General features: G+C 69.5%; 12 protein-coding genes. 4 read left to right on the top strand and 8 right to left on the bottom strand.

Going from position 1 to position 14,122, the window contains the following annotated elements:
* Nucleotides 1–24: 24 nt before the first annotated feature.
* Nucleotides 25–2,541 carry a polynucleotide kinase-phosphatase gene (locus G6N67_RS23740; RefSeq protein WP_036428382.1) on the bottom strand — a complete coding sequence of 839 codons (2,517 nt, stop codon included), beginning with the start codon at nt 2,539–2,541 and terminating at the stop codon, nt 25–27.
* A complete protein-coding gene (locus G6N67_RS23735; RefSeq protein WP_036428384.1) occupies nt 2,538–3,911 on the bottom strand; it encodes a 3' terminal RNA ribose 2'-O-methyltransferase Hen1 in 1,374 nt (457 codons plus the stop codon). The genes G6N67_RS23740 and G6N67_RS23735 overlap by 4 nt, the downstream gene beginning before the upstream one ends.
* Nucleotides 3,912–3,985: 74 nt before the next feature.
* Here G6N67_RS23735 and G6N67_RS23730 point away from each other — a divergent pair, with 74 nt between their 5' ends.
* Entirely contained in the window at nt 3,986–6,610 is a 2,625-nt protein-coding gene (locus G6N67_RS23730) for a LuxR C-terminal-related transcriptional regulator (protein WP_110798319.1), read from the top strand.
* On the opposite strand, the gene G6N67_RS23725 is transcribed toward G6N67_RS23730, so the two are convergent.
* From G6N67_RS23725 to G6N67_RS23710, 4 genes are read right to left on the bottom strand one after another with little or no spacing between them, the layout of a single operon-like run.
* Complete coding sequence (locus G6N67_RS23725) at nt 6,607–7,257, bottom strand: CoA transferase subunit B (RefSeq protein ID WP_036428386.1); 651 nt, start codon at nt 7,255–7,257, stop codon at nt 6,607–6,609. The genes G6N67_RS23730 and G6N67_RS23725 overlap by 4 nt on opposite strands.
* Nucleotides 7,254–8,030 (bottom strand): CoA transferase subunit A, encoded by a 777-nt coding sequence (locus G6N67_RS23720; RefSeq protein ID WP_036428387.1) that lies wholly within the window; start codon nt 8,028–8,030, stop codon nt 7,254–7,256. Before G6N67_RS23720 ends, G6N67_RS23725 begins: the two co-directional genes overlap by 4 nt.
* The gene (pcaD, locus tag G6N67_RS23715) at nt 8,027–8,797 is read right to left on the bottom strand and encodes a 3-oxoadipate enol-lactonase (RefSeq protein WP_036428389.1); all 771 of its coding nucleotides are present in this window, start codon (nt 8,795–8,797) and stop codon (nt 8,027–8,029) included. Before pcaD ends, G6N67_RS23720 begins: the two co-directional genes overlap by 4 nt.
* Nucleotides 8,798–8,828: 31 nt before the next feature.
* Nucleotides 8,829–10,046, bottom strand: coding sequence for an acetyl-CoA C-acetyltransferase (locus G6N67_RS23710; RefSeq protein WP_036428391.1), 1,218 nt, complete (start codon nt 10,044–10,046; stop codon nt 8,829–8,831).
* 77 nt (nt 10,047–10,123) lie between these two features.
* Between G6N67_RS23710 and G6N67_RS23705 the strand changes: the two genes are divergently transcribed.
* The 3 genes from G6N67_RS23705 to G6N67_RS23695 are packed head-to-tail and all read left to right on the top strand — an operon-like array spanning nt 10,124 to nt 12,670.
* Nucleotides 10,124–11,008, top strand: a complete 885-nt coding sequence (locus G6N67_RS23705; protein WP_036428393.1) for a LysR substrate-binding domain-containing protein — start codon at nt 10,124–10,126, stop codon at nt 11,006–11,008.
* Between the two features lie 3 nt (nt 11,009–11,011).
* Nucleotides 11,012–11,860, top strand: coding sequence for an SDR family oxidoreductase (locus G6N67_RS23700; RefSeq protein WP_036428394.1), 849 nt, complete (start codon nt 11,012–11,014; stop codon nt 11,858–11,860).
* Nucleotides 11,861–11,884: 24 nt separating this feature from the next.
* Entirely contained in the window at nt 11,885–12,670 is a 786-nt protein-coding gene (locus G6N67_RS23695) for a class I SAM-dependent methyltransferase (RefSeq protein ID WP_036428395.1), read from the top strand.
* Nucleotides 12,671–12,682: 12 nt separating this feature from the next.
* On the opposite strand, the gene G6N67_RS23690 is transcribed toward G6N67_RS23695, so the two are convergent.
* The gene (locus tag G6N67_RS23690; RefSeq protein ID WP_036428396.1) at nt 12,683–13,510 is read right to left on the bottom strand and encodes an enoyl-CoA hydratase/isomerase family protein; all 828 of its coding nucleotides are present in this window, start codon (nt 13,508–13,510) and stop codon (nt 12,683–12,685) included.
* Nucleotides 13,507–14,100, bottom strand: a complete 594-nt coding sequence (locus G6N67_RS23685) for a TetR/AcrR family transcriptional regulator (protein ID WP_036434209.1) — start codon at nt 14,098–14,100, stop codon at nt 13,507–13,509. The genes G6N67_RS23690 and G6N67_RS23685 overlap by 4 nt, the downstream gene beginning before the upstream one ends.
* Nucleotides 14,101–14,122 lie beyond the last annotated feature (22 nt).

Below are 14,122 nucleotides of genomic sequence, written 5' to 3'. Positions count from 1 at the left end.
GAACGTCTGCTCGCGAGGACATTTTCACAAGCGCGGATCGACAGGTTCGGATTCCAGTGCCAGCACCGCGAACACGCACTCGTGGACGCGCCACAGCGGTTCGCCCGCAGCGAGCCGGTCGAGCGCCTCGACGCCGAGCGCGTATTCCCGTGCGGCCAGCGAACGTTTGCGGTTCACGCCGCGGTTGCGCAACCGCACCAGGTGCTCGGATTCGGTGTAGTCCGGACCGTAGACGATCCGCAGGTATTCGCGACCGCGAACCTTGATGCCCGGTTGCACCAATCCTTTTGGACCGCGCACCAGGCCGGCCACGGGTTTGACGACCATCCCCTCACCGCCTGCCGCGGTGAGCCGCTCCCACCATTCGGTGCCTGCGGCCATCGACGCATCGTCGCCGGGGTGCACGATCTCGCGCCGGGTCGTGGCGAACAACTCGGGGTCGGCCGCGACGAGTCTGTCCGCGATGTCCAGATGCCAGGTGTGTGGCCGGCTGACGAACGACTGACCTTCGGCCGCCAAGAGCGCGAAGGGCGCGACCGTCACCCCGGCCAAACTGTCGGTCGGCCGGCAGTAGCGACCGTACGCGGTGCGGTACCGCTCGACGTTTGTCTCGCGGGATCTGGTGCGCGCCAAGAGCTCCGATACGTCGATACCGCGCCGTACCGCGACGGCGAGAGCCTCGGCCGCGGCCGACAGCGCTGCGGCGCCCGCCGCGCCGACAGGCGCGTATTGCCCGGTCACCAACGCGGCCGCCTTGGCGTTCCACGGCATGATCTCGGTGTCGAGCAGCAGCCAGTCGGTGCGCAGTTCGTCGAACAGGGCGCCGGCTGCCGTGCCGACACGGCTCAGGAACCCGTCGGTCAGCTCGGGGTCGAAAAAGGATCGCCCGGTCCTGGTGTACACCGCACCCGGTCCGTCGACACCGAAGCGGCTGGAGTCGCGGCACACCAGCACCACGGCCCGCGAACCCATGTGCTTCTCTTCGCACACCACCGCATCGACACCGGCGTTGCGGAAGTACGTGAAGGCCTCCCGCGGGTGTTCCAGCAGCCCTTCGTCGCCACTGGTGTCCGCTGGGCTCATCGTCGGTGGCAGATAGACCAGCCAGCGCGGGTCGATCGCGAACCGGCTCATCACCTCCAGAGCCGCCGCCGACTGTTCCGGCTGCACGGTGATACGGCCGTGGTGTCGCGTCTCGATCACGCGCCTGCCGAGCACGTCGTCGACCTTGAGCACGTCGCCTGCGCGCGCCGGACTGCCCGGCGCCACCAAGGGCTTGACGGACTCATACCAGACTTGATGCGCGGCAACGGAAACCACCTCGCGCTCGGGGTAACGCAATGCCGTCAACCGACCGCCGAACACACACCCGGTGTCCAGGCACATGGTGTTGTTCACCCACTGGGCCACCGGAGTCGGCGTGTGGCCGTACAGCACGGTCGCCCGGCCCCGGTAGTCGTCGGCCCACGGATAGCGCACCGGCAGGCCGAACTCATCGGTCTCACCCGTGGTGTCACCGTAGAGCGCGAAGCTGCGGACCGCGCCCGAGGCCCGGCCGTGGTAATGCTCGGGCAACCCGGCGTGCGCCACCACGAGCCTGCCACCGTCGAGCACATAGTGCGCGACTAGCGCGTCGCAGAACGACTGCACGCGGGCCTGGAATTCCGGCGGTTCGGCCGCGAGTTGCTCCAGCGTCTCGCCGAGACCGTGGCTCACGGTCACCTTGCGCCCGCGCAGCGCACGGACGAGTTTGTGCTCGTGGTTTCCGCACACCGCGAATGCGGTGCCGCGCTCGACCATGCCCATCGCCAGGCGCAGCACACCGGGCGTGTCGGGGCCGCGGTCCACCAGGTCGCCGACGAAGACTGCGCGGCGGCCTTCGGGATGCGCGGCGCCGACGGCCCGGCCCGACGCGTCACGCTCGACGCGGTAGCCGAGCTCGGCCAGCAGTTCCTCGAGTTCGGCACGGCATCCGTGCACATCCCCGATCACGTCGAACGGCCCCGTCTCGGACCGCTTGTCGTTGAACAGCGGTTCGATGCTGATGGCTGCGGCTTCGACGTCGGCCACACTGCTCAGCACATGTACGCGCCGGAACCCTTCCTTCTCCAGCCCGGCCAGGCTGCGGCGCAGCTCGTCGCGCTGGCGACGGATGACTCCGTCACCGAAGGGCCGATCGGCCCGGGCGCGGTTGCGTTGGACGCATACCGATTCGGGAATGTCGAGCACGATCGCAACCGGCAGCACGTGGTGGGCGCGGGCCAGCTCGATCAGCGCCTTCCGGGGGCTGCGCTGCGTGTTGGTCGCGTCGACCACCGTGACCCGGCCCGCGGCAAGCCGCTTCCCCGCGACGTAGTGCAGCGCGTCAAACGCGGCAGCCGACGCCGCCTGGTTGTTCTCGTCGTCGGACACCAAGCCGCGGAAGAAATCGCTCGACAGGATCTGGGTCGGCCGAAAGTGCTTGGCCGCGAACGTCGACTTTCCCGAACCTGACACACCGACGAGCACCACCAGCGACATCTCGGGGATCGCGATCTTCATGGGATCACCTCGAAAACCGCCGCCTGGGTCGGCGGTCCGAGTTCCGGATCGTCGGGCCCGATGCCCTCGTAGCGCACGGTGTAGCGGTGCCGCGCCGCGACGCCGTCGGCCCACGCGCCGAACTGGGCGCGGGTCCACTCGAAGCGGTGATCGGTGTGACGGAACTGCCCGGCGGGCAGCGTGTCGTATCGGACGTTGTACTCGGCGTTCGGTGTGGTGACGATGACCGACCGAGGCCTTGCCACCGCGAATACCGCGTATTCGAGTGCGGGCAACCGGCTTTCGTCGACGTGCTCGACGACCTCCATGAGCACGGCCGTGTCGTACCCGGCCAGGGTCGCGTCGGCGTAGGTCAGTGCGGATTGCCGCATGGTCACCCGGTTCTGCACCCGCTCGCCCGTGCGCTCGAACGATCGCGCCGCGGCCTGCAGTGCGGACGCGGACACGTCGACTCCGAGGATCTCGGTGAACTGCGGGTGGCCAACGAGGTCACGCAGCAGCGCACCGCCGCCACAGCCCAGGTCGGCGACTTTGTGCGCTCCGAGCTCGGTCAGCAACTCGACCACTCGCCGACGACGCTGTACCGCAAGGGGTTCCGTGGCAGGGCGAGCAGATGTGAGCGCGTTGTCGAGCGCCGAGCCGTCGGTGTCGTCACTGTCGGCAAGCCTGCCGAGTGCGGCGTTGACGTACTCGCGCCGGTGCCGCAGATAGCGGCGTGTGATGAGGTCGCGTTCGGGATGCTCGCCCAACCAGCCGTCACCCGCGCGCAGCAGCTTGGCGACCTCGTCCTCGCCGATCCAGTAGTGCTTGGCGTCGTCGAGCACGGGAAGCAGCACGTAGAGGTGTTTGAGCGCGTCCGAGAGCCGGTGTGTGCCGGTGAGGCGCAGGTCCACGAAATCGGATGCGCCCCAGTGCGGAAACTGCGGATCGAGCGGCAGCGCCGTCGTCTCGACCGCCCAGCCGAGTGGTTCGAAGAGCTTGTGCACCAATGACTCTCCGCCAGGCACCGCCGGTAGGTGGAACTCCAGCGGCAGGGCGCCTTCGGCGAGTTCCGGTTTGGCACTGACACCCTTCATCGCCGATCGGAACACCGCACCGATCGCCACCGCCAGCATCGAGCCCGCGGCGTACGGCCGGTCATTGACATACTGACCCAGGGAGAACGCAGTGTTGTGCTTACCGCGCACGAGGTTCACCGGATCGATCTCACACAGCAGCGCGGCCGTACAGCGATGCTCGCCGGCTTCCGGGTAGAACACGTGCGCAGTTCCACCCGCAACCTGGAAAACCTGCGCCCGGTCGGGGTGCTTGTGCAGCAGATATCCCAGGTCGGTGGCAGGCCGGTGCGTGGTGGACAGCGTCAGGAACACGTTCCGAGAGTATTCGTGGTCCCCCGGCGGCTGTCGCGCGATTTTCGCGACGCCGCCGATTTACCATGTGAATCGTGCCCCAAGGCCCATGTGTCGGGCGGGATCGCGAACTGGCCGACCTCGCCCGTGAGCTCGCTGCCACCGAACAGGGCGCGCGCATGGTCGCGGTGGTCGGTGAGCCCGGCGTGGGCAAGACGGCCCTGCTGCGTCAGCTCGCCGCACAGTACGGGGGCTGGTGGGCACACGCGGTGCCGTGGGAAACCGATCTGCCGGGCGGTGTACTGGCCCAGCTGGTGCAGGACGACGTGCCCGCCGACCCGCTGCTCGCCGCGGCGCATCTGGTCGATCACCTGCGCGCGGCAGGCGTGCGGCTGCTGGTGATCGACGATGCTCAGCATGCGGATGTCGAGTCGGTGCAGGCACTCTCGACACTCGTGCGTCACCAGCGCGATCTTCCGGTGCTGATCGTGCTCAGCGCGCCGGCCACCGAAACGCTGCCGGTCGAACTCACCGGCAGTGTGCTGTCGCTGGGCGGCCTGTCAGCACGGGCCGTCACCGAGCTCGCACGGCTGCGCGGCGTGATCGTTCATCCCACCGTCGCAGCCAGGCTGGCCACGCACACGGGCGGCAATGCGCGCGACGTGGTGGCTCTCCTCGACGAGGTGCCCACACCGGTGTGGGCACGACCTGACGCGGCGCTGCCCGCGCCCCGCCACACCGTCGCGGACGTCGACGCACGGTTCGCGGCGTGCGGGGCCGAGGGCCGGGCCCTGGTGGAGGCCTTGGCCGTGCTCGGCGACGACGCGACGCTTGCCGAGGCCGCGGAGCTGGCCGGGCTCGTGGATCCATTGGGCGCCATCGACGATGCGGTGAACCACGAATTGGTGTCACACGCAGTCGACTTCGAACCTCGGCTGGCCGGGCGCATGACGCGGGCCGCGGTGCTCACCATTCTCGGGGCGCGGGCCACCGCGGACGCGCACCGACGGGCCGCGGAGATCGTGACCGCTCCAGACCGGCGGCTACACCACCGGGTGGCCGCCGCGCCGCTGCCCGATGCGCAGCTGGCTGACGACATCGAAGCACTTGCACGGCAATGCGGCACCGACGGGGCCTGGGCGCAGGCCGCCACGCTGTTCCGCGATGCGAGCCGGCTCACCGCGGATTCTCTGCTACGCGACGAACGCCTGACTCGCGCGGTCGACGCTCTGGTGGCGGCCGGGGACTGTGGCGCCGCGGCTGCGCTGGTCCCCGCCGTCGAGAGTCTGCGGGAAACTCCGTTGCGCAACGCGGTGCTGGCCTACCTGGCGATCCTGCGGGGCCGTGCGACCGAGGCCGACGTGCGGCTGCGCCGGGCGTGGGACATCGTCAACGCCGAGCGGGATCCGGCGACCGCGGCCCTCATTGCGCAGCGGTATGTGCTGCACTCGCTCGTGCGCTGCCGCGGGGACGAGCTGGTCGAGTGGGCCGACACGGCACTGCGATTGGCCGATCGCGACTCGCCGTCGGGAATCGAGTCGGCAGCCATCCGCGGTCTCGGCCTCGCCGCGGCCGGGCATCCGGACGAGGCCACCGCGGCCTACGATGATCTCGCGGCCCGGCTACGGTACGGCGCACAGGCGCAGCGCGTCACGATGGGCCGCGGTTGGCTGCAGCTGATCCGCGACGACGTCGATGCCGCGCGCAGCAATCTGGAAAGCGCCGTCGCCACAGCCGGTTTGGGTGGGTCGACCCGCATCACGCTGTGGGCGCTGGGTTGGCTGGCCCGGGTGCAGTTCGCGACCGGGGACTGGGACACCGCACTGACCACCGTCGAATCGGGCCGTCAACTCGCCGAATCCAGCGGCATCGTGATCATCACACCGCTGCTGGAGTTGACCGCGGCCCAGATCCATGCGCTGCGTGGCGACTGGGATGCCGCACAAACGGCGGTGCGGGCCGCGGACGTCGTCACGCAGGACTACGAGATGGTGCGTATCCCAACCATTCTGGCCCGGGCCCAGGTCGCCGAGGCCGAGGCGGACTACGCCAGGGTGCGCCGCGCGCTGGAACCCCTCGCGCGGATGGCGCCGGGCACGTCGCTCACCGAACCGGGGTACTGGCCCTGGCCGGACATGCTGGCCAACGCCTTGGTGATCGACGGCGACCTCGATGGGGCAGACGCGTTCCTCCGGCCGCACGAACACCGCGCCGCCGAACGTGGACACCGGTCCGCGATGGCCCGGCTCGGCTATGCACGCGGCAGGTTGCTCGGCGCGATGGGACAGCTGCCCGCGGCGCGCGCCCGGTTCGAGGAATCCCTGCAACTGCTGGATGGGCTGCCACTGCGCTACGACCAGGCTCGGGTGAATTTCGCGTACGGGCAGACGTTGCGGCGAGCCGGCAAGCGGCGGGAGGCCGACGCCGTGATCAGCACCGCACGTGAGCTTTACGTGTCGCTGGGGGCGCAGACGCTCGTGGCGCGGTGTGAGCGCGAGCTGAAAGCCGGTGGCCTGCATCAACTCCGGGGATCCCGCGACAGCGTCGAGCTCACGCCGCAGGAGGACGCCGTGACGGCCCTGGTGGCGCAGGGCATGTCCAACCGTGAGGTAGCCGCCGAGCTGTTCGTCTCCCCCAAGACCGTGCAGTACCACCTCACGCGGGTGTACGCGAAGCTCGGGGTGCGCTCACGCGCCGAGTTGGCTGCGCTGCGGCGCTAGACCAGGCTGGGCATCCGGCCGTCGGTGAGGGCCGCGCCGGTCTTGGCCACGACGTCGTCGTAGCCCACCTCAGGTGCCAGTTCGATGACGCGGAACCCGTCACCGGTGACGTCGAAGACCCCGAGGTCGGTGATCACGCGGCTGATCACGGCCTTGCCCGTGAGCGGCAGGTCGCACGACGAGACCAGCTTGGCCGCACCGTTTTTGGCGACATGATCCATCAGCACGATGACCCGGCCCGCGCCGTTGACCAGATCCATCGCGCCGCCCATACCCTTGACCATGGTGCCCGGCACCATCCAGTTGGCCAGGTCGCCGTTGGCCGCGACCTGCATGCCGCCCAGCACCGCGACGTCGACGTGGCCGCCGCGGATCATCGCGAAACTCGTCGCCGAGTCGAAGAACGACGCGCCGGGAACCACCGACACGGTCTGCTTGCCCGCGTTGATCAGGTCGGGATCCACTTCGTCGTCGTACGGGAAGGGGCCGACACCCAGGATGCCGTTCTCGGCGTGCAGGGTGACGTCCGAGCCCTCGGGCAGATAGTCGGGAATCAGGGTGGGCAGGCCGATGCCGAGGTTGACGTAGTCACCGTCGCGCAGTTCGGCGGCGGCCCTGGCGGCCATCTGTTCGCGGGTCCAGCTCATCGGGCTGCTCCTCGGGCTCGGGTGGTGCGCTTCTCGATGTCCTTGTGCGCGGCCTGTTCCGGGGTGAGTTCGACGACGCGCTGCACGAAGATGCCCGGCAGATGGATTTCGTCGGGATGCAGCTCGCCGACCTCGACCACCTGCTCGGCCTCGACCACGGTGACCCGGCCCGACATCGCGGCCGGCGGGTTGAAATTGCGTGCGGCGGCGTGGAATTTGCAGTTGCCGGCCTTGTCGGCGACCGCGGCGCGGACCAGCGCGTAGTCGGTGACGATGGACTCCTCGAGCACCATCTCCTTGCCCCCGAACGTGCGCACCTCCTTGGCCGGTGAGGCGAGTGCGACGGTGCCGTCGGGGTGGTACCGCCACGGCAGACCGCCTTCGGCCACCATGGTGCCCACTCCGGTCGGCGTGAAGAACGCGCCGATTCCGCTGCCGCCGGCCCGCATCCGTTCGGCCAGCGTGCCCTGCGGTGTGAGTTCGACGGTCAGTTCACCGGCCAGGTACTGACGGGCGAATTCCTTGTTCTCGCCGACGTAGGACGCGATGACCCGGCTGATCCGGCCCGCTTCCAACAACAGGCCGAGGCCCGCGCCGTCGACACCGCAGTTGTTGGACACGATCGTGAGATCGTCGGCACCCTGCTCCAGCAGGGCTCCGATCAGGAACCACGGGATACCGGCGAGGCCGAATCCCCCGACGGCAAGGCTTGCGCCACTGGGGATGTCGGCGACGGCTTCGGCGGCCGAGCCGACCACCTTGTCGAGGGTCATGGCTGCTCCAAATGGTCGATCAGCGCGGGCGTGACGATCGCGGGCTGTTCGGCGTTGGCCAAATGCGCGGCGTGAGGCACCTCGAGCATCCGGGCATCCGGCACGTTCTCGGTGATCTCGGCGAGCTTGGCCGGCGGGGTCGCGGGATCGTCGGCCCCGGCGATGGTCAGCGTGCGCGCCTTGATGAGCGGGAGGTCGGCGCGCAGGTCGAGCGCGGCGATCGCCTCGCAGCATCCCGCGTAGCCCTCGGCCGGGGTGGCGGCGACCATCGCCTCGTGGGCGGCCTTGGCGTCGAGATTCCGGGTGAGGAATTCGGGGGTGAACCACCGTGCCACAACGGCTTCCGCGACGGCTTCGCTGCCGTCGGCGCGTACAGCCGCGGCGCGGTCGGTCCATGCCGAGGCCGGCGGCAACTGCGCCCCCGTGCACAACAGGACCAACCGGTCGACCCGCTCTGGATTACGGGCCGCCACGCGCATCGCGGTCATACCGCCCAGCGACAGCCCGACGATGTGGGCGCGTTCCACGCCGAGGGCGTCGAGCAGCGCGACGACGTCGTCGGCGAGATCGTCGATCGAGTACGGACCTTCCGGCACCGGTGACCCGCCGTGGCCGCGCGTGTCGTACCGCACGACCCGGAACCGCTCTTCGAGCGCGGAAAGTTGTGCGTCCCACATGCGATGGGTGGAGCCCAGCGAATTGGACAGCACGACAACGGGTCCGTCGGCACGCCCGGTGACGACGTGGTGGACGGCAACGGTGCTCACGCGCGATCCACCTTCACTACTCGCTGGACACTCATCGAATTACCTCCAAAACAGCGGCGAGGCCCTGTCCCCCGCCGATACACATGGTTTCCAGTACATATCGCGCGTCCCGGCGCACGGCCTCATAGGCGGCGGTCGCCAGGATCCGCGCTCCGGTCGCGCCGATCGGGTGGCCCAGTGAGATGCCGGAACCGTTCGGATTGACGCGCTCGTCGAGCGGGTCGATCTTCCATTCGGCCAGAACTGCCAGCACCTGCGCGGCGAACGCCTCGTTGAGTTCGATGAGGTCGATATCGTCGAGCGTCAAACCCGCGCGGTCGAGCGCGGTCGCGGTGGCGCCGACCGGTCCGATGCCCATGGTCTCGGGCGCGCATCCGGTGACGGCCCATGACCGCAGCGCCAGAACCGGTGTGAGTCCCCGCTTTTCGGCCTCCGAGCGGGTCGTGACGATGCACATCGCCGCACCGTCGTTCTGGCCCGAGGCGTTGCCCGCGGTGACGGTGGACTCGGCGTCGACCTTGAGCCGGATGGCACGCAGCGCGGCGAGTTGTTCGGCGGTGATGTCAGCGCGTGGGTGCTCGTCACGGTCGATGACGGTGTCGGGCTTGCCGCGCCTGCCGGGCACCGTGACGGGGACGATCTCGTCGGCGAACCGGCCGGCGTCGTGCGCGGCGACCGCGCGCTGATGTGACCGCACCGCGAGCTCGTCCTGCTCATCCCGGCTGATGCCGTACTCCCTGCGCAGGTTCTCGGCGGTCTCGATCATGCCGCCCGCAATGGGATGGTTTGTGCCGCCCGCGGTTTCGCGAGCCCGGTCGAGCCGGTCCTGCAACGCGATGGCGCCCTGGCGCACACCGGTGCGCAGGCCCAGTGCGTAGTGCTCGACATTGGACATCGACTCGGCGCCGCCTGCGACCACGACGCGGGCCGCACCGGTGGCCACCTGACCCGCGGCGTACAGCACCGCTTGCAGACCGGAGCCGCAGCGCCGGTCGATCTGCAGTCCGGGCACACCGGTGCCCAGACCGGCGTCGAGTGCGGCGATGCGGCCGATGGCCGGGGCCTCGCCACTGGGATACCCATGGCCGAGGACGACGTCGTCGACGTCGCCTTCGCGCAGTCCAACGCGGTCGGCGAGCGCGCGCAGCGTCACGGTGGCGAGGTCGGCCGCGGTGAGCGCTGCCAAGGCCCCGCCCATCCGCCCGACCGGGGTTCGGACGGGGCTGCAGATCACGACCGGAGAAGTCATGCCTTCGACGTTAGATACCCACACAGATATTTTGAAATACTTAGATCGCGGACATTGATATCTGTAGAGTTCTAATCGTGGAGTTGCGTCATCTGCGCTACTTCGTCGCGGTCGGCGAGGAGTTGCACTTCGGCCGGGCCGCCGACCGGCTGCACATCGCCCAGCCGCCACTGTCCCAACAGATCCGTCAGCTCGAGCGCGAGCTCGGCGTATCGCTGCTGACGCGCACGACCCGCAGCGTCGAACTCACCCCGGCCGGTCGCGCCTACCTGCAGCGCGCGATCGAAATCCTCGACGCCGTGGGCGACGCGGGCGGCCAGGCCCGGCGTATCGCCGCAGGCGTGGAGGGCCGCCTGGTGATCGGTTGTGTCGGCTCGGCCACCTACTCGCTGCTGCCGCAACTCGTGCGGGCCCTCGGCGAATCGTTGCCGGGCGTGGAGGTCGGCCTGCGCGGCGAGATGCTGGCCCCCGCGCAGCTCGAGGCCCTCCGGTCGGGCGCCCTCGACCTCGCGTTGTTGCGCCCGCCGGTCGTCGGCGAAGGCATTTTCACCGAGACCGTGCGCCGCGACCGGCTGTTGGTCGCGCTGCCCACGAACCACAGCCTGGCGGGCCAGACCGAACTGACCGTGGCCGCGCTGCGCGACGAGGATTTCGTCGTGCATGCCGGACACGGCCGGTCGACGATGAGCAACCTCGTCGAGAACATCTGCGCCGATGCCGGATTCGTGCCGCGCGTGCGGCAAGAGGTCTCAGAGACGTCGACCTTGGTCACCTTGGTGGCGGCCGGCCTCGGCGTCGCGATCGTGCCCGACCCGACAGCGGCGCTCGACATCGCCGGGGTCCGCTACGTGCCGTTGGCACCCGCCGCGCTCGGCATCGACCTGGTGGCCGCCGGCGCGCAACGCTCGCCACTGATCGACAACGTGCTTGCGGTCTTGCGAGACGTCGCGCATAGGGTGTGAGCCATGTCGCTCTCTGGGAAGACCATGTTCATCTCCGGTGCCAGCCGCGGTATCGGCCTGGCGATCGCCAAGAAGGCCGCTGCCGACGGCGCCAACATCGCTCTGGTCGCCAAGACCGCCGAGCCCCATCCCAAACTCGAAGGCACCATCTACACGGCCGCCAAGGAGATCGAGGAGGCCGGCGGACAGGCCCTGCCCATCGTCGGCGACGTCCGTGACGGTGACTCTGTGGCCGCCGCCGTGGCCAAGGCCGTCGAGCAGTTCGGCGGGATCGACCTGTGCGTCAACAACGCCTCGGCCATCAACCTCGGCTCGATCGAGGAGGTGCCGCTCAAGCGCTTCGACCTGATGAACGGCATCCAGATCCGCGGTACCTACGCCGTCTCGCAGGCCTGCATCCCCCACATGAAGGGCCGCGAGAACCCGCACATCCTGACGCTCTCGCCGCCGATCCGGATGGAATCGAAGTGGCTCAAGCCGACCGCCTACATGATGGCCAAGTACGGGATGACGCTGTGCGCGTTGGGCATTGCCGAAGAGATGCGCGATGCCGGCATCGCGTCGAACACGCTGTGGCCGCGCACCCTGGTCGCCACCGCCGCGGTGCAGAACCTGCTGGGCGGCGACGAGGCCATGGCCCGGGCCCGCAAGCCCGCCGTGTACGCCGATGCCGCGTACGCGATCTTCAACAGGCCCGCGCGCGAATACACGGGCCAGAGCCTGCTGTGCGAAGACGTGCTGCTGGATTCCGGCGTGACCGATCTGTCGGTGTACGACTGCGTGCCCGGCTCGGATCTCGGCGTCGACCTGTGGGTGGACACCCCCAACCCGCCGGGATACGTCCAGCCGTAACCGGCCAACAGGCATACTCGGTGTGTGCCTGACTCCAAGCCGACCCTCTGGGCCACCGGCCGCTATGAAGCTGTCGCGGAACGCATTGCGTCCATCGCGGCCGAGGTCGTCGCCGCGGTCGACCGGCGCAAGACGGTGCGCGACGCCGCTGTCATCGACCTGGCGTGCGGCACCGGCAGTGCGGCACTGGCCGCGGCCGGTGCGGGCGCGCGTGTCACGGGCGTCGACCTGACCGCCGAACTCGTCGACATCGCCGCGGCCCGGCCCGGCGCCGACGCCGTCACCTGGGTGGTGGCCGACGCCGCCGACACGGGCCTGCCCGACGCCGGCTTCGATGCCGCGGTGTCCAACATGGGCATCATCTTCGTCGAACCGGAGAGCCTTCTCGGCGAGGTTGCCCGGCTGGTGCGGCCGGGCGGCGTGTTCGGGTTCTCGTCGTGGATTCGTGATGACGCGGGCAACCCGTTCTACAACCCGATCGTCGAGACGCTGGGCCAACCGCCCGCGTCGGGTTATTCCCCCGACCAGTGGGGCGAGCCCGACGTCGTGGCGGCGCGGCTGGCCGCTGCGTTCGACGGCATCGAGATCGAAAAGCGCGTGCACACGTGGCAATTCGATTCCCTGCCGGCGGCGTTGCACTTTCTCAAGCACGAGTCGCCCATGCACGTCGACCTGCTGCACAACCTAGAGGATCCGCAGCGCACGCAACTGGTGCAGGCCTTCGAGCGGGCCTTCGGCGAGCACACCGACAGCGCGGGCCGGGTGTCGTTCCCGAGCCCCTACCTCGTGGCGACCGCGCGGCGCACGTGACGGCCCGGCCGGCTACCGCAGCATGGTCTCGACGCTCTCGGCGAACGCGGCAGTGGTGAAGCAGGTCGGTTCCGCGAACTCCTCGAGCGTGAGGGCGTCGTTCCAGCTGGCGTCGGCCGCCGAGCGCAGCAGTGGTTTCGCCATCGCGACGGCGTGCGGCGGCAGCGCGGCGACGCGCGAACACCAGTCGTCGGCCGCCGCGAGCAGCCGGTCGTGGGGAACCACCTCGTGCACGAGGCCAAGCCGCCGGGCGGCCTCGGCGTCGATGTGCTCGCCTTTGAGGTAGTAGGCCAACGCTCCCTGGTAGCCCAGCCGCCGGGTCAGCGCCCAGCTGGTACCGACCTCCGGAATCAGGCCGAGCCGCGCGAAAGCGGGCACGATGACGGCCCGCTCGCTCGCGATGGTCAGGTCGCAGGTCAGCGCCCAGGCCAGCCCGACGCCCGCCGCGGGGCCGTTGAGCGCGGCCACGAAGATGGTGTCCGAGCCGGCGATCAACCGGGCGATACCGCCGAATTCGCGCCGGATCCACCGCCACACGTCTGCCGTGCCCTCGGCCCGGTACCGGTTGTCGATAGCAGCCCGCATCATCCGCAGGTCACCGCCCGCACTGAAGCCCGGATCCGCTCCGGTCAGCACCACGGCACGAATGTCGTTGTCGGCCACCAGATCCGCCAGCGCCAGGCGCAACTGACGGACCAACGGCGCGGACAACACGTTGAGCCGGTCGGGTTCGTCGAGCGTGACCAGCGCGCGGTCGCCGCGGTGCTCGACCCTGACGCGCCGTGGCGCGTCCGGATCGTCGCCGTCGGCCACCATGCTGCGATACAGGGCTTCACTCATCTGCTCGTCTCCTCGATCTGGTTGTCCCGCAATGCGTTCCAGGCCGCATCGGCGAACGTCTCGATGACCGTGCGGTCCATCTCGTCGGCGTTGCCCGCCAGCCAGTGCCTCGCGTACTCCTGGGCCGCGCCGAACCACAGGGCTGCTGTGACGGCGGGCTGGATGGAGACCAGCACGCCGTAGGTGTGGTGCGGGCGCCACCAATCGCCGATGGCTGCGAAGAAGTCCCGGTTGGCGGCCCGCAGTGCGGCACTGTCGAGGCGGTCACCCAGAAGCAGCGCGGCCTCGCCGCGGTGTTCTGCAACCCAGTTCAAGTGGTGCCGCACACCGCCACGGATCCCGGCCTCGGCGGAGTCCTGGGCCCGCAGCATCGCCACGAAGCCGGCCTGATATTCGGCCATGACCTGCGCGTAGACCGCGGCCGCCAGCGCCGGTTTGTCGGGAAAGTGGTGATACAGCGATCCGACGCTGACACCGGCTTCGCGACGCAGCTCGTCGAGGGTGGGGGCGATCGTGCCGTCGGCCGCGAACCGCCGCCGCGCGACCGTCAGCAACCGGTCCCGGGCATTTCTGCCATTCGACGGCGACACGAGGATCACTCTAACAAAACAG

Origin of the sequence: Mycolicibacterium mageritense (assembly GCF_010727475.1) — a bacterium.
GTDB lineage: Bacteria > Actinomycetota > Actinomycetes > Mycobacteriales > Mycobacteriaceae > Mycobacterium > Mycobacterium mageritense.
This window is presented reverse-complemented; position numbering and strand designations above follow the sequence as displayed.